The organism is Streptomyces sp. NBC_00388 (assembly GCF_036061255.1).
Classification (GTDB): Bacteria; Actinomycetota; Actinomycetes; order Streptomycetales; family Streptomycetaceae; genus Streptomyces.
The window spans coordinates 1,824,934-1,846,441 of sequence record NZ_CP107948.1 but is presented as its reverse complement, the minus strand read 5'-3'; the positions used below and the strand labels follow the sequence as shown (position 1 = coordinate 1,846,441).

The following is a 21,508-nucleotide window of genomic DNA, read 5'->3' as shown; positions in this document are numbered from 1 at the left end:
GTGGGCCGTCCGGCTGTGTGCTGCGGTGCCGAGCGCTTCGCGGCGCGTGCCGCTTCGGCCGTGTTCAGTCCTCGCCGAGGTACGCCTTGCGGACCGACTCGTCGTGCAGCAGGTCCTGCCCGGTTCCGGAGAGCGAGATCCTGCCGATCTCCATGACGTAGCCGTGGTCGGCCAGCGAGAGCGCAGCCTGTGCGTTCTGCTCGACGAGCAGGATCGTCATGCCCTGGGACTTGAGCTCGACGATCGTCTCCATGATCTTCTGCATCATGATCGGCGAGAGGCCCATGGAGGGCTCGTCGAGCATCAGCAGCTTGGGCTGCGACATCAGCGCCCGGCCCATGGCGAGCATCTGCTGCTCGCCGCCGGAGAGGGTGCCCGCTGCCTGCTTCCGGCGTTCGCCCAGGATCGGGAAGAGGTCGTAGGCGCGCTGGATGTCCTTCTCGATGCCTTCCTTGTCGTCCCTGAGGAACGCTCCGAGCTGGAGGTTCTCGAAGATCGTCAGGCGCGGGAAGATGTGCCGGCCCTCGGGGGAGTGGGCCAGGCCGAGGGCGACGACCTTGTGGGCAGGGACGCTCGCGAGCGGCTTCCCGTCGAAGGTGATCGTGCCGCCGGCCGGTTTGATCAGCCCGGACAGGGTGCGCAGGGTGGTGGTCTTGCCGGCGCCGTTGGTGCCGATCAGGGTGACGACCTGCCCGGCCTCGACGCTGAAGGAGATGCCCTTGACGGCCTCGATCTTGCCGTAGGCGACCCTGAGGTCCTGGACCTCCAGGAGAGCGGTCACTGGGTGTCTCCTTCGGAACCGGTGGTGCTGGTGGAGCTGGTGGCGCTTGCCGTGCTCTGTGCCTCGGCCGCTTCGACCTCGGCCACTTCCTCGTCCCCCGGCGCGCCCTCGAAGGGGGTGCCGAGATAGGCGGCGATGACGCGCTCGTCGCCCTGGACCACCTCCGACGTTCCCTCGACGAGTTTCTCGCCCTGGACGAGGACGGCGACGCGGTCGCAGAGATTGAAGATGAACCGCATGTCGTGCTCGATGACGAGGACGGCGATGCCCTGGTCACGGATGGCGAAGACGAGCTCCTCGGTGGCGCGGGTCTCCTGCGGGTTCATGCCCGCGGTCGGTTCGTCGAGCAGCAGCAGACCGGGTTCGCTGGCGAGGGCGCGGGCGATTTCGAGCTTGCGCTGCTCGCCGTACGGGAGGTTGCGGGCGAGGTGACCGGCCTTGTGGGCCAGGCCGATGAACTCCAGGAGTTCGGTGGCCCGTTCGCGTGACCTGGCCTCGGCGCGGTGGAAGCCCGGGCCGCGCAGGATGGCGGACCAGAGCCCCTCCTTGGTCCTGGTGTGGCGTCCGACGAGGACGTTCTCCAGGACCGTCATGTTGGCGAAGAGCCGGATGTTCTGGAAGGTACGGGCGATGCCTGCCTTGGTGACGAGGTGCGGCTTGGGCGGCAGGACGGTGCCCCGGTAGCTGACCTTCCCCTCGGTGGGGACGTAGAGACCGGTGAGGCAGTTGAAGAAGGTGGTCTTGCCGGCGCCGTTGGGGCCGATGAGACCGACGATCTCTCCGGCGTTGACGGTGAGATCGACGTCGCGTACGGCGGTGAGACCGCCGAAGCGCATGATGACGCCTTCGGCCTGGAGTACGGGTGGGCCGGCGGCTTCCGGGGCCGGCGCGGTCGTCTGGGTGGTCATGTCGTTCCTCACGCCCCTGCCTTGCCTGCGGGGACGGGTTCGTCGCCCGGTGTGCGTGGTCCTGGCAGGCCGGGTGCGCTGTCCTCGTGGAATTCGAGCTGACGCCGCCGGTTGGCGATGACGCCTTCGGGGCGGAACCGCATCAGCAGGACGAGTGCGATGCCGAAGGCGAGCAGTTCGTACTGCTTGAGGAAGCCGAGCTTCTCCGGGATGAGGTAGAGGAAGGTGGCACCGAGGATCGGGCCGCCGACCGTGCCCATCCCGCCGAGCACCACGGCAGCCAGCAGGAAGGCCGAGTTGGGCGGCGCTGCTCCGGCGAACTGGTACGGGGCGGGTGTGACGCTGTAGGTCACGTGCGCGCTGACCGTGCCGGCCAGGCCCGCGAGGGTGGCACCGAGGGCGAAGGCGATGAGCTTGACCCGGAAGCCGTTGATGCCCATGGCGGTGGCCGCTGTCTCGTCCTCCCGGATGGCGATCCAGGAGCGGCCGATACGGGAGTCCGCGGCGCGGTTGAAGACGAGGACCACGAGTCCGGTGATCACCAGCATGAGCAGGAAGTAGTTGGCGAACCGGCCGAGCGTGAAGCCCGCGATCTGGTGCGAGGCGCCGAGGTTGAATCCGAAGAGGTCGAGGTCCGGGATGGAGGGGATGCCGTTGGGGCCGTTGGTGATGTCGGGACCCGATGAGCCGTCGAGGCTGTTCACGGCGATCCGGAAGATCTCCCCGAAGCCCAGGGTGACGATCGCGAGATAGTCACCGCGCAGCCGCAGGGTGGGCGCGCCGATGAGGACGCCGAAGATCAGGGAGGCTGCCATCCCGGTCAGGGCGGCTGCCCAGAAGGGGAACTGGACGCCGGAGAAGGTGGAGAACTCGGAGCCGGAGACCAGCGCCGCGGCGTAGGCGCCGACGCCGAGGAAGGCGACGTACCCGAGGTCGAGGAGCCCGGTGAGGCCGACCACGATGTTGAGGCCGAGGGCGACGGTTCCGAAGATGAGGATGTTCACGCCGAGGTTGGCGTTGTGGTCCTCGCTCTGGGTGAACGGGAAGATCGCGGCGGCCAGGAACGCCATGGAGGTGGCGAAACCCTTGTGCCGGGCGTTGAGTTCGGAGAAGCGGTCGGTGAGCCCCGCGCCGAAGAGTGCCCAGGCGACGAAGACCACGAGCAGGACGAACGCCACGAAGACCTCGGGCTGTTCGTCGGGGACACCGATGCCGTAGGTGAAGACGATCAGGCCGAGCACGGTGGCCGCGGTGATCACCACGCGCTGTCCCCACGCCGGGAGCGGGTGGGCCGCGGGGATCGGGTCGGCCTTGGCGAAGTAGGACTTCGCCGTGGTGCCGGGCCGGGGCAGTGCGAGTGTGCCGGCGAGGCCGAGTGCCGTGCCGGCGGCGGCGATCCAGCCGCCCGGGTCGAGGTTGACGAGGCCGCCGAGTTCGAAGGCGATGGCGAGGACCACGTACCAGACGACGGCGAACGAGGCGAGCGCCGCGAGGAATACCGGGGCGGTCGCGCCGCTGGGGTTGAGCCAGCGCAGTCCGCGGAGGCGGGCGTGGCTGAGGATGAAGAGGAGGGTGACGATGCCGCTGATGACCGCGAGGATCTGGAGACCCGAGGGGTTTCCCGAGTAGGTCAGGTCGTCGGCGAAGTCGGACTTCCAGGTCCAGGAGAGGAAGGCGCTCACGATCGTCACGACGGCGCCTGCGGCGGTGAGGGCGCGGGCGGCGGTGAGGGGGATCGGGATCAGCGGCGTGGCGCCCGCGGGCGGAGTGTCCGCCGTGGGCTGTGCGGTCGCCGGGGCGGAGGCCGTGTTCCCGGCCGGGGCGGGGTTGGTCTCGTTGGTGTCCATGTCCGTCACGCCCTGTCCGCGACGCGTTCGCCCAGCAGACCTTGTGGTCGTAGGAGCAGCACCAGGATCAGCAGGACGAAGGCCCAGACGGCGGACCAGGCCTGGCCGCCGAGCTGCTGCATACCGGGCACCTGGTCGATGTAGGCGGTGGCCATCACTTCGGCGACGCCGAGGACGAGTCCGCCGAGCATGGCGCCGTAGATGTTGCCGATTCCGCCGAGCACGGCCGCGGTGAAGGCCTTGAGACCGGCCTGGAAGCCCATGCTGTAGTCGACGTTGCCGATCTTGAAGCCGTACGCGATGCCGGCGACGGCGGCGAAGAGGCCGCCGATGGCGAAGGCGATGACGATGATGCGGTTGGTGTCGATGCCCATGAGCTGGGCGGTGTCCGGGTCCTGAGCGGTGGCCTGCATGGCGCGGCCGGTGCGGGAGGTCCGGGTGAAGACGGCGAGCGCGGCCATGCAGAGGGGGGCCGCGATGATCAGGAAGAGGTCGCCGCTCTGGATGTCGATGGAGCCGAGGTGGTAGGGGCCGCCGGGCAGGGCCGGGAAGACGCGGGCGTTCTCCGCGCCCGGGTACCAGTTGAAGACGGCCTGCTGCAGCGCGAGGGAGAGGCCGATGGCGGTGATGAGTGGCGCGAGCCGTGGTGCACCGCGCAGCGGCCGGTAGGCGAAACGTTCCGCCCCGATGGCGACGAGTACGGCGACGATGGCGCCGCCCACCAGCATGGCCGGCACGGCGATCCACATGGAAGTGCCGTCCGGCAGCACGTACATGTAGACCGTCAGGGCGCCGAAGCCGCCGGTCATGAATATCTCGCCGTGGGCGAAGTTGATGAGCTGGACGATGCCGTACACCATCGTGTATCCGATGGCGATCAGCCCGTACATCGAGCCGAGGAACAGCCCGTTGGCCAGCTGTTGCGGCAGGGAGTTCACCGCATGGCCTCCATGTGGGTGGGAAGGGAGCGAAGGGAGACAGCGGGCCGCGCGGTGACTGGTGGTCGTGGCCGCGCGGCCCTGTGCACTGCGGTGTTCCTGGTCAGCCTGCGGGCGTGTACACGCCGCTCTTGACGGCCTTCCAGGCGCCGTTCTTGACCTGGTAGACGGTGAGCTGCTTGTTGGTGGTGTCGCCGTACTGGTCGAAGGAGACGTGGCCGGCGATGCCGTCGAAGTCCGTCTTCTGGACTGCGTCGACGATCTGCTGGCGGGCGTCGGACGGGACCTTGCCGTCCTTCACCACGGAACCGACCGCCTTGATGATGGCGGTGGCTGCGTCGTAGGCGTATCCGCCGTAAGTCCCGTAGTCACCGGTGTACTTGGCGGCCTTGTACTTCGCGATGAAGTCCTTGGCGGCCGGCAGCGACTCGACGGGGACGCCCACGGAGGTGGCGAGGTCGCCCTCCGCCGCCTTGCCCGCGGTCTTGATGTAGGTCGGGGAGAACATGCCGTCGCCGCCCATGAGCGGGATGTTGGCCCCGGCGTCCTTGAGCTGCTTGGTGATGATCTGCGACTCGTCGTACTGGCCGCCGTAGTAGAGGATGTCGGCGCCGGAGTTCTTGATCTTGGTGACGAGGGTGGAGAAGTCCTTGTCACCGGTGTTGACGTGGTCCTGGCCTGCCAGCTTGCCGCCGGCCTTCAGGAAGTTGGCCTTGAAGAGCTTGGCGAGACCGGCGCCGTAGGTCTGCTTGTCGTCGACGACGAAGACCTTCTTCTTCTTGAGGGTCTGCCCGGCGTACTGCGCGGCGAAGCCGCCCTGGAGGGCGTCCGTGGTCGCGGTGCGGAAGTACGTCTTGTACGGGCGGGCCTTCGCGGTCTGCCAGTTCTTGCCCTGGGTGAGCTCGGGGGCGGTGTTCGCCGGGGAGATCTCCACCAGGTTGGCGGTGGCGAAGACCTGCTGCATGGTCTGCGCGACACCGGAGTTGAGCGGCCCGACGACGCCCAGGACGTCCTTGTCCGCGACGAGCGCGGAGGCGTTCTGCTGACCGGTCGGCGGCAGGGCCTTGTCGTCGAGCGCCTTGATGCTGAACTTCACGCCGGGCACGGTGTTGTTCTTGTTCGCGTCATCGATGGCGACCCGGACGCCGCCCTGGATGCCGAGGCCGGTGGCGGAGTTCGCTCCGGTGAGGGGCGCGTCGACGCCGATGACGACCTCGGTCTTGCTGTCGCTGCTGCCCTTGTTGTCCTTGTTGTCGCGCGATCCACAAGCGGTGAGTGTCAGTGCGCCTGTGGTCAGCACGGTGGTGAGTATGAGCAACGAACGCTGTCGCACGATGAATCCTCTCCCTGGCGCCGCCGCCTCTGCTGAGGCGCCGTAGGTCTCGCCGGGCCGTACTGGATTTGGTGCAGGGCCGTGCTGCAGACGCGCCCGGCGGCGCGGTGACTGGGCGTGACTCTAAGCGCAGGTGGTGGAAGTGCGGACCGTTGAAGGTCAGGATGTGACTGTCTTGTTATGACCGGAGCCGGGAACCGTGGCCCCACTGTGGACAGTTGGGAGAAATGCGGTCACCACGTATCTGCCCGCATGATGAGAACGCGCAGTTCCGCTAAGGGGCTTGAGGCAATCTTGGTGCTGTCCGCATACGTGCGGTGCGGGTGGTGCGAAGCCTCCGGGGGAGCGGTCGGCGGCGGGGCGCCGACGGGTCACGGGATGGCTCATTCATTGCGTTTGTGTTACGCAGGGTTACGTGAAAACGCGACGGCCGGAGCCTGGGCGGATCCGGCCGTTCGAAGGGGCACCCGGGCGGGCGCCGGGCGGGCCGGTCAGCCCTCGGAGCCGCCGGGGGCGGCGTCGCGCAGCAGGCAGGTGAGCCGGGCCGTGCAGACCCGCTTGCCCTGGTCGTCGGTGATGACGATCTCGTACGTCGCGGTGGAGCGCCCGCGGTGGACCGGGGTGGCCACCCCGGTGACCAGCCCGCTGCGGGCGCCCCGGTGATGGGTGCAGTTGAGGTCGACGCCCACGGCCACCTTGGAGGGGCCGCCGTGCAGCATCGAGCCGACCGAACCGAGGGTCTCGGCGAGTACGGCGGACGCGCCGCCGTGCAGCAGGCCGTACGGCTGGGTGTTCCCCTCGACCGGCATGGTCCCGACAACGCGGTCGGCGGCGGCATCGGTGATCCGCACGTCCATCCGCTCACCGAGATGACCGGCGGAGAACAGCGCGGGCAGGTCGACGCCGAGCGCGGCGTACTCGTCGATGACCTCTTGCGGGAACTTCACAGTGGTCTGCTCGCCCATGGTGGTCCGGCTCCGATCGTCGTGGCGCTGCTGAACTGGGTACGGCCGCAGGCCTCTGCCGGGTCTGCGCTCCGGTGACCTGAGCGAACGCTCAGGCCGTGCCGGATTGTTCCAGACGGACGACCAGCGATTTGCTCACGGGGGTGTTGCTGACATCGGCGGTCGCGTCCAGCGGGACCAGGACGTTCGTCTCCGGGTAGTACGCGGCGGCGCAGCCGCGCGCGGTCGGGTAGTGCACCACCCGGAAGCCGGGCGCACGGCGCTCGACGCCGTCCTTCCACTCGCTGACCAGGTCGGTGTACGAGCCGTCTGCGAGGCCGAGGTCGCGGGCGTCGTCCGGGTTGACCAGGACGACGCGGCGACCGCCCTTGATACCGCGGTAGCGGTCGTCGAGACCGTAGATCGTGGTGTTGTACTGGTCGTGCGAGCGCATGGTCTGGAGCAGCAGCCGGCCCTCGGGGAGCTTCGGGTACTCGACCGGGGCGGCGGTGAAGTTCGCCTTGCCGGTGGCCGTGGGGAAGCGGCGCTCGTCACGCGGGGCGTGCGGGAGGGCGAAACCGCCGGGTGCGGCGATACGGGTGTTGAAGTCCTCGAAGCCCGGCACGACGCGCGATATCCGGTCCCGGATCGTGGCGTAGTCCTTCTCGAACTCCTCCCAGCCGATGGCGGACCCGGCGCCGAGGACCGCGCGCGCCATCCGGGCGACGATGGCCGGCTCCGAGAGGAGGCGGGGCCCCGCGGGGGTGAGGTTGCCCCGGGAGGCGTGGACGAGCCCCATGGAGTCCTCGACGGTGACGAACTGCTTCCCGCCCGCCTGCACGTCCTTGTCGGTGCGGCCCAGCGTGGGGAGGATCAGGGCGCGGGCCCCGGTGACGGTGTGCGAGCGGTTCAGCTTGGTCGACACCTGCACGGTGAGCGAGGCGCGGCGCATCGCGGCCTCGGTGACGTCGGTGTCGGGTGTCGCGCCGACGAAGTTCCCGCCCATGGCGAAGAAGACCTTGGCGTGGCCGTCGCGCAGCGCCTCGATGGCCCGGACCACGTCGAAGCCGTGGTGGCGGGGCGAGACGATCCCGAACTCCTTGTCCAGCGCGTCGAGGAATTCGGGGGCGGGCCGCTCGAAGATGCCCATCGTGCGGTCGCCCTGGACGTTGGAGTGCCCGCGGACGGGGCAGACACCGGCGCCGGTGCGGCCGATGTTCCCGCGCAGCAGGAGGAAGTTGACGACTTCGCGGATGGTCGGCACGGCGTGCTTGTGCTGGGTGAGGCCCATGGCCCAGCAGACGATGGTCCGCCGGGACGCGAGGACCATGTCGAGCGCCTGCTCGATCCCGGCCCGGGAGAGACCGGTGGCGGCGAGCGTCCCGGCCCAGTCGGCGGAGCGCGCGGCTGCGGCGAACTCCTCGTACCCATGCGTGTGTTCACGGACGAAGAGCTCGTCCGTCGCGCCCTCGGTCTCGATGATCAGTCTGTTCAGGAGACGGAAGAGCGCCTGGTCGCCGCCGATGCGGATCTGCAGGAAGAGGTCGGTGAGGGCGGCCCCTCGGATCATGCCCTGCGGGGTCTGCGGATTCTTGAACTTCTCCAGGCCCGCCTCGGGCAGCGGATTCACCGAGATGATCTTCGCGCCCGCCGCCTTGGCCTTCTCCAGGGCGGAGAGCATCCGCGGGTGGTTGGTGCCCGGGTTCTGCCCGGCGACGATGATCAGGTCCGCCTGGTGCATGTCGTCGAGGGAGACGCTCCCCTTGCCGACCCCGATGGTCTCCGAGAGCGCCGAGCCGGACGACTCGTGGCACATGTTGGAACAGTCGGGCAGGTTGTTGGTGCCGTAGGCGCGGGCGAAGAGCTGGAGCAGGAACGCCGCCTCGTTGCTGGTACGGCCCGAGGTGTAGAAGAGCGCCTCGTCGGGGGAGTCCAGAGCCCCCAGCTCCCCGGCGATGATCTCGAAGGCCCGCTCCCAGCTGACCGGCTCGTAGTGGTCGCCGCCCTCGGGCAGCAGCATCGGCTCGGTGATCCGGCCCTGCTGCCCCAGCCAGTAACCACTGCGCGAGGCGAGGTCGGCCACGGAGTGCTCGGCGAAGAAGGCAGGGGTGACCCGGCGCAGGGTCGCCTCCTCGGCGACGGCCTTGGCGCCGTTCTCGCAGAATTCCGCGGTGTGCCGCTTGTCGCCCTCCGGCCAGGCGCAGCCGGGGCAGTCGAAACCGCTCTTCTGATTGACCTTGAGCAGGGTCCGCGCGGTGCGCACCACGCCCATCTGCTGCTGTGCCATCTGCAGGGTGTGACCGATGGCGGGCAGCCCGGCGGCGGCATGCTGCGGGGCCGCGACCTGCGGCGCGTCCTGGACCGGGTCACCTGCGGGCGGCTTGGCAGCCATGGCGCTCCCCTTCGAGCGGGCGGAACCGACGTACGCACCCGATCCTGTCACGCGGCTCCGACAGCGGTCGGGGCGAGGTGTCCGGAGGTCTGCGTTGTCGGTGCTCCGTGGCAGGATCGGACCCGTGGCAAAGACAGCATCGAAGCAGACCGCAGACACCCGCCCCCGCCTGCTCCTCATGGACGGGCACTCTCTGGCGTACCGGGCGTTCTTCGCGCTGCCCGCGGAGAATTTCACGACCGCGAGCGGTCAGACGACGAACGCCGTCTACGGCTTCGCGTCGATGCTGGCGAACACCCTGCGTGACGAGGCGCCCACGCACTTCGCGGTCGCGTTCGACGTCTCGCGCAAGACCTGGCGCGCCGAGGAGTTCCCCGAGTACAAGGCGAACCGCTCGAAGACGCCCGACGAGTTCAAGGGCCAGGTCGAGCTGATCGGTGAAGTGCTGGACACGATGCGGGTGGACCGCTTCGCGATCGAGGGCTTCGAGGCCGACGACGTCATCGCGACGCTCGCGACCCAGGCCGAGGCGGCCGGTTTCGAGGTGCTGATCGTCACCGGTGACCGGGACTCGTTCCAGCTGATCACCGACCGCGTCACCGTGCTGTACCCGACCAAGGGCGTCTCGGAGCTGACCCGCTTCACGCCGGAGAAGGTCGAGGAGAAGTACGGGCTGACCCCGCAGCAGTACCCGGACTTCGCAGCCCTGCGGGGCGACCCGTCGGACAACCTCCCGGGCATCCCCGGCGTCGGCGAGAAGACGGCCGCGAAGTGGATCAACCAGTTCGGTTCCTTCGCCGAGCTGGTGGAGCGCGCCGACGAGGTCAAGGGCAAGGCCGGGCAGAATTTCCGCGACCACCTGGACTCGGTGCGGCTCAACCGCCGGCTCACCGAGATGGTCCGCGACGTCGAGCTTCCGAAGGGCCCCGCGGACCTGGAGCGCGCCGCGTACGACCGGGAGGCGTTCGCGCACGTGCTGGACGTGCTGGAGATCCGGAACCCGAGCCTGCGCGAGCGGCTGCTGGCCGTCGACCCGGGTGCGGCGGACGAGGCTCCGCAGGCCCCGGCCGCCGGGGTGGAGCTGGACGGCTCCGTGCTGTCCTCCGGAGAGCTGGCACCCTGGCTTGCCGAGCACGGCGGGCAGCCGCTGGGCGTCGCCACGGTCGAGAGCTGGGCCCTGGGCACCGGCAGTGTCACCGAGATCGCGCTCGCCGCGGCGGGCGGGCCCGCCGCCTGGTTCGACACCACGCAGCTGGACGAGGCCGATGAGCAGGCCTTCGCGGCGTGGATCGCGGACCCGGCCCGCCCCAAGGTCATGCACGACGCGAAGAACGCGATGCGGGTCTTCCCCGAGCACGGGTGGAGCGTCGGGGGCGTCGCGATGGACACCGCGCTCGCCGCCTATCTGGTGAAGCCCGGCCGGCGCTCCTTCGCGCTGGAGCCGCTCGCCGTGGAGTATCTCGGCCGTGAGCTCGCCCCGGCCGCCTCCGCCGACGGACAGCTCGCCTTCGGCACCGACGAACAGGCCGAGGCCGAGTCCCTGATGACGCAGGCCCGCGCCGTGCTCGACCTGGGCGACGCATTCGGCACGCGGCTGAAGGAAGTGGGTGCCACCGGGCTGCTGCACGATGTGGAGCTCCCGACATCGGTCCTCCTCGCCCGGATGGAGCGGCACGGCATCGCCGCCGACCGCGCCCATCTGGAAGGGATGGAGCAGCAGTTCGCCGGCGCGGTGCAGCAGGCCGTGAAGGAGGCGCACGCGGCGGTCGGGCACGAGTTCAACCTCGGCTCGCCCAAGCAGCTGCAGGAGGTCTTCTTCGCCGAGCTCGGGCTGCCGAAGACGAAGAAGACCAAGACCGGTTACACGACGGACGCGGACGCGCTGGCCTGGCTGGCCGCGCAGACCGAGCACGATCTGCCGGTGATCATGCTGCGCCACCGGGAGCAGGCCAAGCTGCGGGTGACCGTCGAGGGCCTGATCAAGATGGTGGCATCGGACGGCAGGATCCACACCACCTTCAACCAGACGGTGGCGGCGACGGGGCGGCTGTCCTCCACCGACCCCAATCTGCAGAACATCCCGGTGCGTACGGACGAGGGCCGGGCCATCCGCCGCGGCTTCGTCGTCGGCGAGGGGTACGAGACCCTGATGACCGCCGACTACAGCCAGATCGAGCTGCGGGTGATGGCGCATCTGTCGGAGGACGCCGGGCTGATCGAGGCGTTCACCTCCGGCGAGGACCTGCACACCACGGTCGCCTCGCAGGTGTTCGGGGTGGAGAAGACCGCGGTCGACCCGGAGATGCGGCGCAAGATCAAGGCCATGTCGTACGGACTCGCCTACGGGCTCTCGGCGTTCGGCCTCTCCCAGCAGCTGAACATCGAGGCCGGCGAGGCGCGCGGCCTGATGGACACGTTCTTCGAGCGGTTCGGCGGGGTGCGCGACTATCTGCAGCGTGTTGTCGAGGAGGCACGCGCCACCGGGTACACCCAGACGATGCTGGGCCGCCGCCGCTATCTGCCCGACCTCAACAGCGACAACCGCCAGCGCCGCGAGATGGCCGAGCGGATGGCGCTCAACGCCCCCATCCAGGGCACCGCGGCGGACATCGTCAAGGTCGCGATGCTCAAGGTCGACCTGGCGCTGACCGAGGCCGGGCTGACCTCGCGGATGCTGCTCCAGGTGCACGACGAAATCGTGCTGGAGATCGCCCCCGGCGAGCGCGAGCAGGTGGAGGAGATCCTCCGCAGGGAGATGGCAGCAGCGGCCCGACTGCGCGCACCGCTCGATGTGTCGGTGGGCGTCGGCGCGGACTGGGAGTCCGCCGCGCACTGACAACGCCCGGCCGCCGCACGGCGGCCGGCGCGCGGTGAACGTCAGGCCGGAGTCGGTCGGTATCCGTCCGAAGGATGCCTGTGTGCCAGGCTCCGGTCTGCGTACCGCTCCAGGAGGACACCGGCCGGCCGCTTGCTGAAGAAACGGTGAAAAGCGGTCAGTGACCGGTGCCGCAGGGGCAGTAGTTGTCGTAGTGTCACCGGAGTCCCGCGCTGGGGAGCGCGATCAGTCGACGGGGAGGGACTCATGGCACCGCATTTCAGCAGCCGGTTGCGCAAGGGGGCGACCGCTACCACGGTGGCCGCGCTCGCGGTGGCGGCGATGACCGCGTCGCAGGCTCCGTCCGCCGTGGGCAGCCAGTCCCCGCAGAGCAGCCGGCAGGCCGCCGACGCGACCCCGCCCGCCGGTACCCCGGTCAGCGGTGACTCCCCGTACTTCACCGACCTCCCGCCGCTGAACACCCCCGCCGAGCCCGCGACTCCCGTCACCACTCCGGCCGGAGCGGCGGCGGGGATACCGGCCTCGGTGCTCGCCGCCTACCGGAAGGCGGAGCAGACCGTCGCCTCCAGCGACCCCGGCTGCCGTCTCCCGTGGCAGCTCCTCGCGGCGATCGGGAAGGTCGAGTCCGGCCAGGCACGTGGTGGGCGGGTGGACTCCGAAGGCACCACGCTCAGCCCGATCCTCGGCCCCGTGCTCAACGGCGCGGGCTTCGCCGACATCTCCGACACCGATAACGGACAGTACGACGGGGACGCGACTCACGACCGTGCGGTCGGCCCCATGCAGTTCATCCCCTCCACCTGGGCCACCTGGGGGCAGGACGGGAACGGCGACGGCAAGAAGGACCCCAACAACATCTTCGACGCGTCACTCGCCACCGGGCGCTACCTCTGCGCCGACGGCCGCGACGTCGCCGTGCAGCACGATCTCGACCAGGCGATCCTGGGCTACAACCACTCGCAGGAGTACCTGAGTACGGTCCTGTCCTGGCTGGAGTTCTACAAGAAGGACACCCACGGGGTCCCGGACGGTACCGGAGTGCTGCCCGCCGGTACCGGTCCCGACGGCCAGGGATTCGGCAGCAGCGCACACGGCGATGCTTCCGGCGGTGGCAGCCCCGCCCGGAACACCCCGGACCCGGCCCCGTCCGCCAAGCCCCACCCCAAGCCGGCGAAGTCCGGCACGGGGACGATCTCGCCCGTCCCGAGCCCCAGCAGGAGCGGCAAGCCCTCGCCGTCCCCCTCCGGCAGCCCGAGCGGTTCTCCGTCACCGTCACCGAGCGGCTCCGGCTGCCCGTCCCACTCGCCCTCGCCCTCGCCGTCGGGCAGCGCGAGCCCGTCCCCCAGCCCCTCCGGCAGCCCCAGCCCCAGCCCTTCCCCGTCGGGCTCGGCGAGCGGATCGCCTTCGCCGTCCCCCTCCGGCAGCCCGAGCGGTTCGCCCTCTCCCTCGCCTTCGCCGGGCAAGGGCACCCCGCACCCCTGCACCACAGGCTGAGCGGGAAGCGCCCCGCGCCGCCCGCCGGGCAGCCGTACGCGGTCCGGCCGTACGGCGTCGCCCGGCCTTACGGCGTCGCCCGGCCGTGCCGCGGCGGTCCGTACAGCCGTGGCGGATCCGGACAGCAGAGCCCGGCCGCACCCCCGTGAGGGGCGTGCGGCCGGGCTCTGTCGTGCTGCCCGGCGCCCGGCCCGGAACAGGTCCGCGCAACGTGTTCTCATCTCGCCGCCGCGTTGCTACGGTGCCCCCTCCCTGACGATGCATCAGATCCAGTAGGAGGCCGTGGATGCGCGCCCTCATCGCCGCTGCCATCGGGCTGGCCGTGGCCTTCGCCCTCGTCCTCACCGTCTCGGCGGTCGGCTCGCCCACCGGGAAGACCTCACCCAGACCACTCCTCACGACCGTTCCCGGACCCAAGAACCAGTGAGGCAGGGCCCGGCGGGGCCGCGACCGCGACAGGCACGGCACCCGGTGAGCCGGATATCAGGCAGGACGGCTGTCAGGCAGGCCCCGGTATCCGGCACGCCGGACCCGGGACATCGGCGGGCCGAGGCGTCAGCAGGCCCCGAGACCATGCAGGAGGACGGCCATGCGCCGTAAAGCCAGTCTGGTGCTGATCGCCTTCGCGGTCTTCTGCGCCGCCATGTCCCCACTGCTGCGCTGGTATGCCTTCCCCCGGCTGGCGAAGATCCCGGCCGACCAGTACCAGGAGGAAGTCCTGCAGGCGAAGCCCGCGACCCTCCTGGACTACGGCACCATGCAGGCCAGGAAGGTCCCCCAGGTCACCATCGTGCAGACACTCCGGGGCAATGTGGCGGAGTCCGACCGCATCGAGCAGAGCGCCGGGCGCGACGTCGTCGTCTGGGACTCGCTCTCCTATGTCGCGGGCCCCGACGGCAAGATGGTCTCCGAGATCCCCGAGCGCTACATCTTCGACGCCCACACCCAGGCGCCGGTCCACGCGACCGGCGAGATGGTCGACGGCTCCCCGGTCAGCCGGGAGGGCATCGAGTTCAAGTGGCCCTTCCTCACCCAGAAGCGCGACTACGAGTACTTCGACGCACAGACCCGCACCTCGTCCCCGATCCACTACCGGGGCACCGTGAAATTCCACGGCCTGGACGTCTACTACTTCGAGCAGACCATCCCCTGGACGAAGGTGTCACTGCCCAAGAAGATGCCGGTCAAGGGCATCACCCCGGAATCCGTCGCGAAGACCGGCACCACCCGCTGGTACACCACCAAGCGGATGTTCTGGGTCGACCCCGTCACCGGCGCCCCCGTCAACGGCGAGGAGATCCACAAGGAGGAGCTGCGCGGCGGCACCCTGCTGGGCGGCCGGGCGAAGGTCACGGCGTTCGCCGGCCATGTGAGGATGCGCCCGGACTACGTCGAATACACGGTCGGCCTGGTCAAGTCGAACCGGCTGCTGGTGCTGCTGCTCACCTCGTATCTGCCCTGGGGGTTCCTGGGCCTCGGCAGCTGCCTGCTCGCCCTCGCCCTGCTGCTGGAGGCACGCAGCCGCCGCCCCCTGGAGCCCGGCCGGACGGACGCCCGGCTGCCCGGCCCCGAACCGGTCGACGCCTGATCCAGAAGCGCGGAACAGGCGGTGACCAGGGGCCTCACCCCCGGTTCTGCCGTGCCTTCGTGTACCGCGTCGGCGCCGCGTCCGACGGGTCCTCCGGCCAGGGATGCCGGGGGTAGCGCCCGCGCAGCTCCGCCCGCACCGAGCGGTAGCCCTCCCGCCAGAACGACGCCAGATCGGCGGTCACGGCGGCGGGGCGCCCTGCGGGGGAGAGCAGGTGCACCAGAACCGGCACACCGGCCACAGCCGGCGTCTCGGCCAGGCCGAACAGCTCCTGGAGCTTCACCGCGAGCACGGGCTGCGGGCCGCTGTAGTCCAGCCGGATCCGGGATCCGCTGGGCACCTCGTACCGCTCCGGCGCCAGCTCGTCCAGGTGCGCCGCCTCCCCGGTCGCCCAGGGCAGCAGCCTGCCGAGCGCCTGCCCCGCCTCGATCCGCGCCAGGTCGCTCCGCCGCCTTGCCCGCGACAGCTCGGGCTCCAGCCACTCGTCCGTCCGTGCCAGGAGCGCCTCGTCCGACACGTCCGGCCAGCCGCCGCCCGCCTCCCGGTGCAGGAAGGCGATCCGCTGCCGCAACTCCCGTGCGTGCGCGGTCCAGCGCAGCACCCCGGGCCCCTCGCGCCGCAGCCCGTCCAGCAGCGCCTCCCGTACGAGAGCGGCCGGCGGGTTCTTCAGTGGCCTCACCGCCAGTTCCACCGCGCCCAGCCGCTCCACGCGCCGGGCCAGCACATCGCCGTCCGCCCAGCGGACCTCGTCCGCGGTGCCGAGGAGATGCCCCGCCGCCAGCCGGGCGGTGTCCTCGTCGACGACCGCCGCGAGCCGTACCCGCGCCGACGCGGCCGTCGCCGGGCGGTCGGCCACCGCCACCGCGAGCCACGGCGCACTGCGCAGCCGTGACCCGGCTGCCGTCTCCGCCCCGGTCCCCGACACCATCAGGAACGCGCCCTCGCCCCTCGCCCGCGCCACCCGCTCGGGGAAGGCCAGGGCGGCCACCAGCCCTGCCACCGCGTCGTCCGTGTCGTGGCTGCCGCCACCGGCGCCGTTCTGTGTTTGTCCGGCCCGTGCGCCGTCCACCCCCGAGGCCAGCCTGCGGACCTCCTGGCGCCAGCGGCCCGCATAGCCGTCGCCCCCGGCGCGTGCGGTGCGCCAGGCAGCCGCGAGGTCGTCCCCGTACTCCCGTGGCGGCTCCTCGCTGAGCAGCGCCACCACCTCCGCGGCCCGGCGTGCGCCGACCTCGCGCGCGCCGTCAAGGAGCGCCCGCGCGAGCCGTGGATGCAGCCCGAGCCGCGCCATCCGGACGCCCCGCCCGGTGGCCCGGCCGTCCTGATCCACCGCGCCGATCGCGGCCAGCACCTCGCGCGCGGCGCCCATCGCCCCGGCGGGCGGCGGATCGAGCAGAGCGAGACCCGCCGCCGACGGATCGCCCCAGCAAGCCGCCTGGAGCGCGAACGCCGCCAGATCGGCCACCTTGATCTCGGGGGAGGGGAAGCGGGTGAGCCGGGCGTCCTCGGCCTCCGTCCAGCAGCGGTAGACGGCGCCGGGTGCCTCCCGGCCCGCCCGCCCCGCACGCTGACGGGCGCCGGCCTGCGAGACCCGCACCGTGGTGAGCGCGCTCAGCCCGCGCGCATGGTCGGTACGCGGCTCCCGCGCCAGTCCCGAGTCCACCACCACCCGTACCCCCGGCACGGTCAGCGACGACTCGGCCACCGACGTCGCGAGCACCACCCGGCGGGTCTGCGAGCCCGCGAGCACCGCGTCCTGCACGGCGGCCGGAGCGCGCCCGTGCACCTGGAGCACCTCCGCCCCCAGGCCCGACAGCAGTCCGGCCACCCTGGCGATCTCACCGACCCCCGGGAGGAAACAGAGCACATCGCCGGTCCGCTCGGCCAGCGCCCGGCGGACGACGGACGCGACATGCGTGAGCAGCGCCGGGTCCACCCGCATCCCGTGCGGCGGCCGTACCGGCCGGGCCGGCGGCGCCCACACCGTCTCCACCGGGTGACTGGACCCGTGCGCCTCCACCACGGGGGCGTCCCCGAGCAGCCGCGCCCACCCCTGGGCGTCCGTCGTCGCCGACGCCGCCACGAGACGCAGCTCGGGGCGGAGGGCGGCCCGTACATCGAGGAGGAAGGCGGCGACGGTGTCCGCGTCGAGATGGCGCTCATGGCATTCGTCGAGGATCACCACATCCACCCCGGCCAGCTCCTGGTCGCGCTGGAGCCGCTGGAGCAGCACCCCGGTGGTGACGACCTCCACCACGGTGCCCGGCCCCACGTTCCGCTCCCCGCGCACCGTGAACCCGACCCTGCCGCCGGCCTGCTCACCGAGCAGCCACGCCATCCGCCGGGCGGCGGCCCGTGCGGCGATCCGGCGCGGCTCGGCGACGATGACCCTCCGTGCCGGGCCGTCCCCCGCCCTGTCCCCGACGAGCCCCGCCAGCACCAGCGGCACCAGCGTGGTCTTGCCGGTGCCGGGCGGTGCGCAGAGGACGGCGGCGCCGTGCGTGTCGAGGGCCCGTTCGAGGGCGGGCACGGCGGTACGGACGGGGAGCACGTCGAGCGCGCCGGTACGGATCACCGGGTCAGTCTCGTACGTCGTCCCGTACGCAGACGAAAATCGCCGAGCCGGGAATCAGCTTCCCCCGCAGCGGTGACCAGCCGCCCCACTCCGACGTGTTCCACTCGGGCCACTGCGGCTCGACCAGGCCGGCCAGCCTGAACCCGCCCGCCAGTACGTCCTGCACCCGGTCGCCGAGCGTGCGGTGGTGCTCGACGTACACCGCGTTCCCGTGCTCGTCCTGCTCGACGTACGGGGTGCGGTCGAAGTAGGAGGACGTGGCCGTGAGGCCCTCGGGTCCCGGCTCGTCCGGGAACGCCCAGCGGATCGGGTGCGTGACGGAGAAGACCCAGCGCCCGCCGGGCCGCAGCACCCGGTGGACCTCGCGGAAGACCTTCACCGGGTCGGCGACGAAGGGAACAGCGCCGTACGCGGAGCAGGCCAGGTCGAAGGAGCCGTCGCGGAACGGCAGGACCGACGCGTCCGCCGCCACCAGCGGGACCCCGGCCACGCCCGGCCTGTTCTCACCGATGCGCAGCGCGTGCTGGAGCTGGCGGTGGGAGACGTCGAGGGCCACCGGGCGCGCGCCCTGCGCGGCCAGCCAGCGCGAGCACTGCGCTGCCCCCGCGCCGATCTCCAGGACGTCCAGGTCCTTCAGCCCCTCGGCGGGGCCCAGCAGCTCGGCCTCCACCTCGTCGAGGCCTTCGGGCCCCCAGACGAAACGGTCGTCGCCCAGGAAGGAGCCGTGCTCGGTCTGGTACTCGTCGGCGTTCCGGTCCCACCAGCCCCGGTTGGCCCGGCTGCTCTCGGTGTCCCCGGCGTCACGGCGCGTCGCCTCGGGCTCGTACTCGTACTCTTCGCTCATCGTGCCAGTCTGTATCGTCGGTGGCGGCGGCAGTCGCCGGCGGTACCGGAAAACACGGCGCCGGGCCGGAGCTGCGGCCGATGTGGCCTCGTACAACCGAAGTTGTGCCGGGATTGGTGCGATCCGCCCCGGGTGTGCGCCTTCGCGCATTGACCGTGTCCGGCCGTCCCCGTATGCTACAAGTTGCGCTGCGAGCCTGCGCTCCTCAGACCTAGCAGGCTGCGCTTGCATCTGTTGCATGTCCCTCGGTTATCGGGGCGCCACCGACGTGTTCGGCAACGAACATGGATCACCGGATCGGCGCTTCCTGGGCTGTCCGGCGTCTGCAGAGGCGATACGGGCTCCCGGCGTAGCAGTACCTACGACTTCAATGTCCGTACCGGAGCCCTTTCCCACATGACGAGCAGCACCGAGACCACCGCCACCACGCCGCAGGTTGCGGTCAACGACATCGGCGACGCGGACGCGTTCCTCGCGGCGATCGACGAGACGATCAAGTACTTCAACGATGGCGACATCGTTGACGGCGTCATCGTCAAGGTTGACCGGGACGAGGTTCTCCTCGACATCGGTTACAAGACCGAAGGCGTCATCCCGAGCCGCGAGCTCTCGATCAAGCACGACGTCGACCCCAATGAGGTCGTCAAGGTCGGCGACGAGATCGAGGCCCTGGTTCTCCAGAAGGAGGACAAGGAAGGCCGCCTGATCCTCTCGAAGAAGCGCGCTCAGTACGAGCGTGCCTGGGGCACCATCGAGAAGATCAAGGAAGAAGACGGGATCGTCACCGGCACCGTCATCGAGGTCGTCAAGGGTGGTCTCATCCTCGACATCGGCCTCCGTGGCTTCCTGCCGGCCTCCCTGGTCGAGATGCGTCGTGTCCGCGACCTCCAGCCCTACGTGGGCAAGGAGCTCGAGGCCAAGATCATCGAGCTGGACAAGAACCGCAACAACGTGGTCCTGTCCCGCCGTGCCTGGCTCGAGCAGACCCAGTCCGAGGTCCGCCAGACGTTCCTCACGACCCTGCAGAAGGGTCAGGTCCGCTCCGGCGTCGTCTCCTCGATCGTCAACTTCGGTGCCTTCGTGGACCTGGGTGGCGTCGACGGTCTCGTGCACGTCTCCGAGCTCTCCTGGAAGCACATCGACCACCCCTCCGAGGTTGTCGAGGTCGGCCAGGAAGTCACCGTCGAGGTTCTCGACGTGGACATGGACCGCGAGCGTGTCTCCCTCTCGCTCAAGGCGACGCAGGAAGACCCGTGGCAGCAGTTCGCCCGGACGCACCAGATCGGTCAGGTCGTCCCGGGTAAGGTCACGAAGCTCGTTCCGTTCGGTGCGTTCGTGCGCGTCGACGAGGGCATCGAGGGCCTGGTCCACATCTCCGAGCTGGCCGAGCGCCACGTGGAGATCCCGGAGCAGGTCGTCCAGGTCAACGACGAGATCTTCGTCAAGGTCATCGACATCGACCTTGAGCGCCGCCGCATCAGCCTCTCGCTGAAGCAGGCCAACGAGTCCTTCGGTTCGGACCCGGCCTCGGTCGAGTTCGACCCGACGCTGTACGGCATGGCCGCGTCGTACGACGACCAGGGGAACTACATCTACCCCGAGGGCTTCGACCCCGAGACGAACGACTGGCTCGAGGGCTTCGACACCCAGCGCGAGGCCTGGGAGGGCCAGTACGCCGAGGCGCAGACGCGCTTCGAGCAGCACCAGGCTCAGGTCATCAAGTCCCGCGAGGCCGACGAGGCCGCTGCTGCCGAGGGTGCTGCCGCTCCGGCCGCGACCAGCGGTGGCAACGCCGGTGCCGGTGCTTCGGGCGGTTCGTACTCCTCGGAGTCGGACGACAACTCCGGCGCCCTGGCGTCGGACGAGGCCCTGGCCGCGCTGCGCGAGAAGCTGGCCGGTGGCCAGAGCTGACGCTCGGGTCCCAGCTGGTGCATGACTGAAGTCGAGGCCCGCTCCCTCCGGGGGGGCGGGCCTCACTCATGTCCGCACGGGCCTGGCCCCGGGGCGGCCCGGGGCCGGGCTCACGGGGTGATCGCGATGTTGGCGAGCCCCTTGCCGCCGGTGACCGTGTTGCTGGCGTAGACGGTGGTGGGGCAGTCGCCCGCCGCGTAGTTGGTGATGTTGAAGGCGAGCGCGAGCGGGCCCGGATCGCCGCTCAGATCCGATGTGTTGGAGCGGAAGACGGTGCCGCAGCCCCACCCCGGCTGCTGGGTGTGTGTCTCGTAACCGGTGTTGGTGGTGTGCGTGCCGGTGTTGTTCTCGACGAGGACGTCATTGCCCTTCACGTCGACCCAGGAGTCGTCGTAGTTGGCCCCCGTCAGCCCGCTGCCGTCGAAGGTGTTCCCGGCGATGCGGGCGCCGGTGGTGCCCTCCTTGATGTCGACGTTCTCGCCTCCCACGCCGGGCCCGATGGTGTTGTCCAGGATCTGCACCCGGTCGCTGCGGTCGGAGAGGTCGCCGGCCGTGCCCACATAGACACCTTCGCCCATGCCGCGGCCGTCGTGGCCGGTGTCGTAGATCCGTGAATTCCTGATGACGCCGTCGCTGCTGGACCTGCGGAAGTGGACGCCCTCCATGTCCAGGCCGTGCACGGTCACCGAGTCGATGGTGACGCCGACCGAGGAGTCCAGCATGATCCCCTTCTGGCCGCCGGTGAGCGTCATGCCCTCGACGGTCCAGTACGAGGCGCCGTTCAGATAGAGGCCGTTGCCGCCGCCGGTGGTGGTGAGCACCGCCCTGGGCGAACCGGTGAGAGTGATGCGGGCAGCCGCGGTACCGGCCGCTGTCGTCTTGAAGTTCCCGGTGTACGTGCCGTCGGCGAGCTGGATGGTGTCGCCGGGCCGGACGGTGGTGAGCGCCGACTTCAGCTGAGCGGCGGTGGACACGTCGATGACCGTGGCCGCGCCGGCCGGGCCGGCCGCGGCGGCGGTGAGGGCCGGGCCGCCGGTGGCGAGAGCCACGGCGACCAGGGGGAGAAGGAGCGGGCGGGTACGCATGGGGCCTCCGCTTCGGCGTCCGGGAAACCTTCCCG

The 21,508-nt window shown here is 70.5% G+C and carries 15 protein-coding genes; 5 read left to right on the top strand and 10 right to left on the bottom strand.

Annotated elements, in window-relative coordinates; all coding sequences use genetic code 11:
• Nucleotides 1-64 precede the first annotated feature (64 nt).
• From OG917_RS08475 to OG917_RS08445, 7 genes are all read right to left on the bottom strand, one after another.
• Nucleotides 65-781: an ABC transporter ATP-binding protein gene (locus OG917_RS08475; RefSeq protein WP_328316933.1), complete on the bottom strand. Its 717-nt coding sequence runs from the start codon at nt 779-781 to the stop codon at nt 65-67.
• Nucleotides 778-1,689 carry an ABC transporter ATP-binding protein gene (locus tag OG917_RS08470; RefSeq protein ID WP_328316932.1) on the bottom strand — a complete coding sequence of 304 codons (912 nt, stop codon included), beginning with the start codon at nt 1,687-1,689 and terminating at the stop codon, nt 778-780. Before OG917_RS08470 ends, OG917_RS08475 begins: the two co-directional genes overlap by 4 nt.
• An 8-nt stretch (nt 1,690-1,697) precedes the next feature.
• On the bottom strand, nt 1,698-3,536 hold the full coding sequence (locus OG917_RS08465) for a branched-chain amino acid ABC transporter permease (RefSeq protein WP_328316931.1): 1,839 nt from the start codon (nt 3,534-3,536) through the stop codon (nt 1,698-1,700).
• A 5-nt stretch (nt 3,537-3,541) separates the two neighbouring features.
• The gene (locus OG917_RS08460; RefSeq protein WP_328316930.1) at nt 3,542-4,474 is read right to left on the bottom strand and encodes a branched-chain amino acid ABC transporter permease; all 933 of its coding nucleotides are present in this window, start codon (nt 4,472-4,474) and stop codon (nt 3,542-3,544) included.
• A 103-nt stretch (nt 4,475-4,577) separates the two neighbouring features.
• Nucleotides 4,578-5,807 carry a branched-chain amino acid ABC transporter substrate-binding protein gene (locus tag OG917_RS08455; protein ID WP_328316929.1) on the bottom strand — a complete coding sequence of 410 codons (1,230 nt, stop codon included), beginning with the start codon at nt 5,805-5,807 and terminating at the stop codon, nt 4,578-4,580.
• Between the two features lie 491 nt (nt 5,808-6,298).
• Nucleotides 6,299-6,772 (bottom strand): PaaI family thioesterase, encoded by a 474-nt coding sequence (locus OG917_RS08450; protein ID WP_328316928.1) that lies wholly within the window; start codon nt 6,770-6,772, stop codon nt 6,299-6,301.
• A gap of 91 nt (nt 6,773-6,863) precedes the next feature.
• Nucleotides 6,864-9,143 carry an FdhF/YdeP family oxidoreductase gene (locus tag OG917_RS08445; protein WP_328316927.1) on the bottom strand — a complete coding sequence of 760 codons (2,280 nt, stop codon included), beginning with the start codon at nt 9,141-9,143 and terminating at the stop codon, nt 6,864-6,866.
• 124 nt (nt 9,144-9,267) lie between these two features.
• Between OG917_RS08445 and polA the strand changes: the two genes are divergently transcribed.
• The 4 genes from polA (at nt 9,268) to OG917_RS08425 (ending at nt 15,061) form a co-directional block, all read left to right on the top strand.
• Nucleotides 9,268-11,979: a DNA polymerase I gene (gene polA / locus OG917_RS08440; RefSeq protein WP_328316926.1), complete on the top strand. Its 2,712-nt coding sequence runs from the start codon at nt 9,268-9,270 to the stop codon at nt 11,977-11,979.
• Between the two features lie 246 nt (nt 11,980-12,225).
• Nucleotides 12,226-13,473, top strand: a complete 1,248-nt coding sequence (locus tag OG917_RS08435) for a lytic transglycosylase domain-containing protein (protein ID WP_443058925.1) — start codon at nt 12,226-12,228, stop codon at nt 13,471-13,473.
• A gap of 286 nt (nt 13,474-13,759) precedes the next feature.
• Complete coding sequence (locus OG917_RS08430; protein WP_328316925.1) at nt 13,760-13,900, top strand: SPW_0924 family protein; 141 nt, start codon at nt 13,760-13,762, stop codon at nt 13,898-13,900.
• 162 nt (nt 13,901-14,062) lie between these two features.
• On the top strand, nt 14,063-15,061 hold the full coding sequence (locus tag OG917_RS08425) for a DUF3068 domain-containing protein (RefSeq protein ID WP_328316924.1): 999 nt from the start codon (nt 14,063-14,065) through the stop codon (nt 15,059-15,061).
• A gap of 34 nt (nt 15,062-15,095) precedes the next feature.
• Here the strand turns inward: OG917_RS08425 and hrpB are convergent, their stop codons facing one another.
• Both hrpB and OG917_RS08415 read right to left on the bottom strand, forming a co-directional pair.
• The gene (gene hrpB, locus OG917_RS08420; RefSeq protein WP_328316923.1) at nt 15,096-17,633 is read right to left on the bottom strand and encodes an ATP-dependent helicase HrpB; all 2,538 of its coding nucleotides are present in this window, start codon (nt 17,631-17,633) and stop codon (nt 15,096-15,098) included.
• A gap of 4 nt (nt 17,634-17,637) precedes the next feature.
• Nucleotides 17,638-18,477, bottom strand: a complete 840-nt coding sequence (locus OG917_RS08415) for a class I SAM-dependent methyltransferase (protein WP_328316922.1) — start codon at nt 18,475-18,477, stop codon at nt 17,638-17,640.
• Between the two features lie 396 nt (nt 18,478-18,873).
• Here OG917_RS08415 and rpsA point away from each other — a divergent pair, with 396 nt between their 5' ends.
• Entirely contained in the window at nt 18,874-20,388 is a 1,515-nt protein-coding gene (gene rpsA / locus OG917_RS08410) for a 30S ribosomal protein S1 (protein ID WP_328316921.1), read from the top strand.
• Nucleotides 20,389-20,498: 110 nt separating this feature from the next.
• Here rpsA and OG917_RS08405 read toward each other — a convergent pair whose 3' ends face one another.
• Nucleotides 20,499-21,473 carry a right-handed parallel beta-helix repeat-containing protein gene (locus OG917_RS08405; protein ID WP_328316920.1) on the bottom strand — a complete coding sequence of 325 codons (975 nt, stop codon included), beginning with the start codon at nt 21,471-21,473 and terminating at the stop codon, nt 20,499-20,501.
• Nucleotides 21,474-21,508: the final 35 nt, after the last annotated feature.

Coding starts and splice junctions, on each gene's coding strand:
- rpsA (WP_328316921.1), top strand. CDS start 18,874: ATGACGAGCAGCACCGAGACCACCGCCACCACGCCGCAGGTTGCGGTC.
- OG917_RS08470 (WP_328316932.1), bottom strand. CDS start 1,689: ATGACCACCCAGACGACCGCGCCGGCCCCGGAAGCCGCCGGCCCACCC.
- OG917_RS08430 (WP_328316925.1), top strand. CDS start 13,760: ATGCGCGCCCTCATCGCCGCTGCCATCGGGCTGGCCGTGGCCTTCGCC.
- OG917_RS08425 (WP_328316924.1), top strand. CDS start 14,063: ATGCGCCGTAAAGCCAGTCTGGTGCTGATCGCCTTCGCGGTCTTCTGC.
- OG917_RS08435 (WP_443058925.1), top strand. CDS start 12,226: ATGGCACCGCATTTCAGCAGCCGGTTGCGCAAGGGGGCGACCGCTACC.
- OG917_RS08405 (WP_328316920.1), bottom strand. CDS start 21,473: ATGCGTACCCGCCCGCTCCTTCTCCCCCTGGTCGCCGTGGCTCTCGCC.
- OG917_RS08445 (WP_328316927.1), bottom strand. CDS start 9,143: ATGGCTGCCAAGCCGCCCGCAGGTGACCCGGTCCAGGACGCGCCGCAG.
- OG917_RS08465 (WP_328316931.1), bottom strand. CDS start 3,536: ATGGACACCAACGAGACCAACCCCGCCCCGGCCGGGAACACGGCCTCC.
- OG917_RS08450 (WP_328316928.1), bottom strand. CDS start 6,772: ATGGGCGAGCAGACCACTGTGAAGTTCCCGCAAGAGGTCATCGACGAG.
- OG917_RS08415 (WP_328316922.1), bottom strand. CDS start 18,477: ATGAGCGAAGAGTACGAGTACGAGCCCGAGGCGACGCGCCGTGACGCC.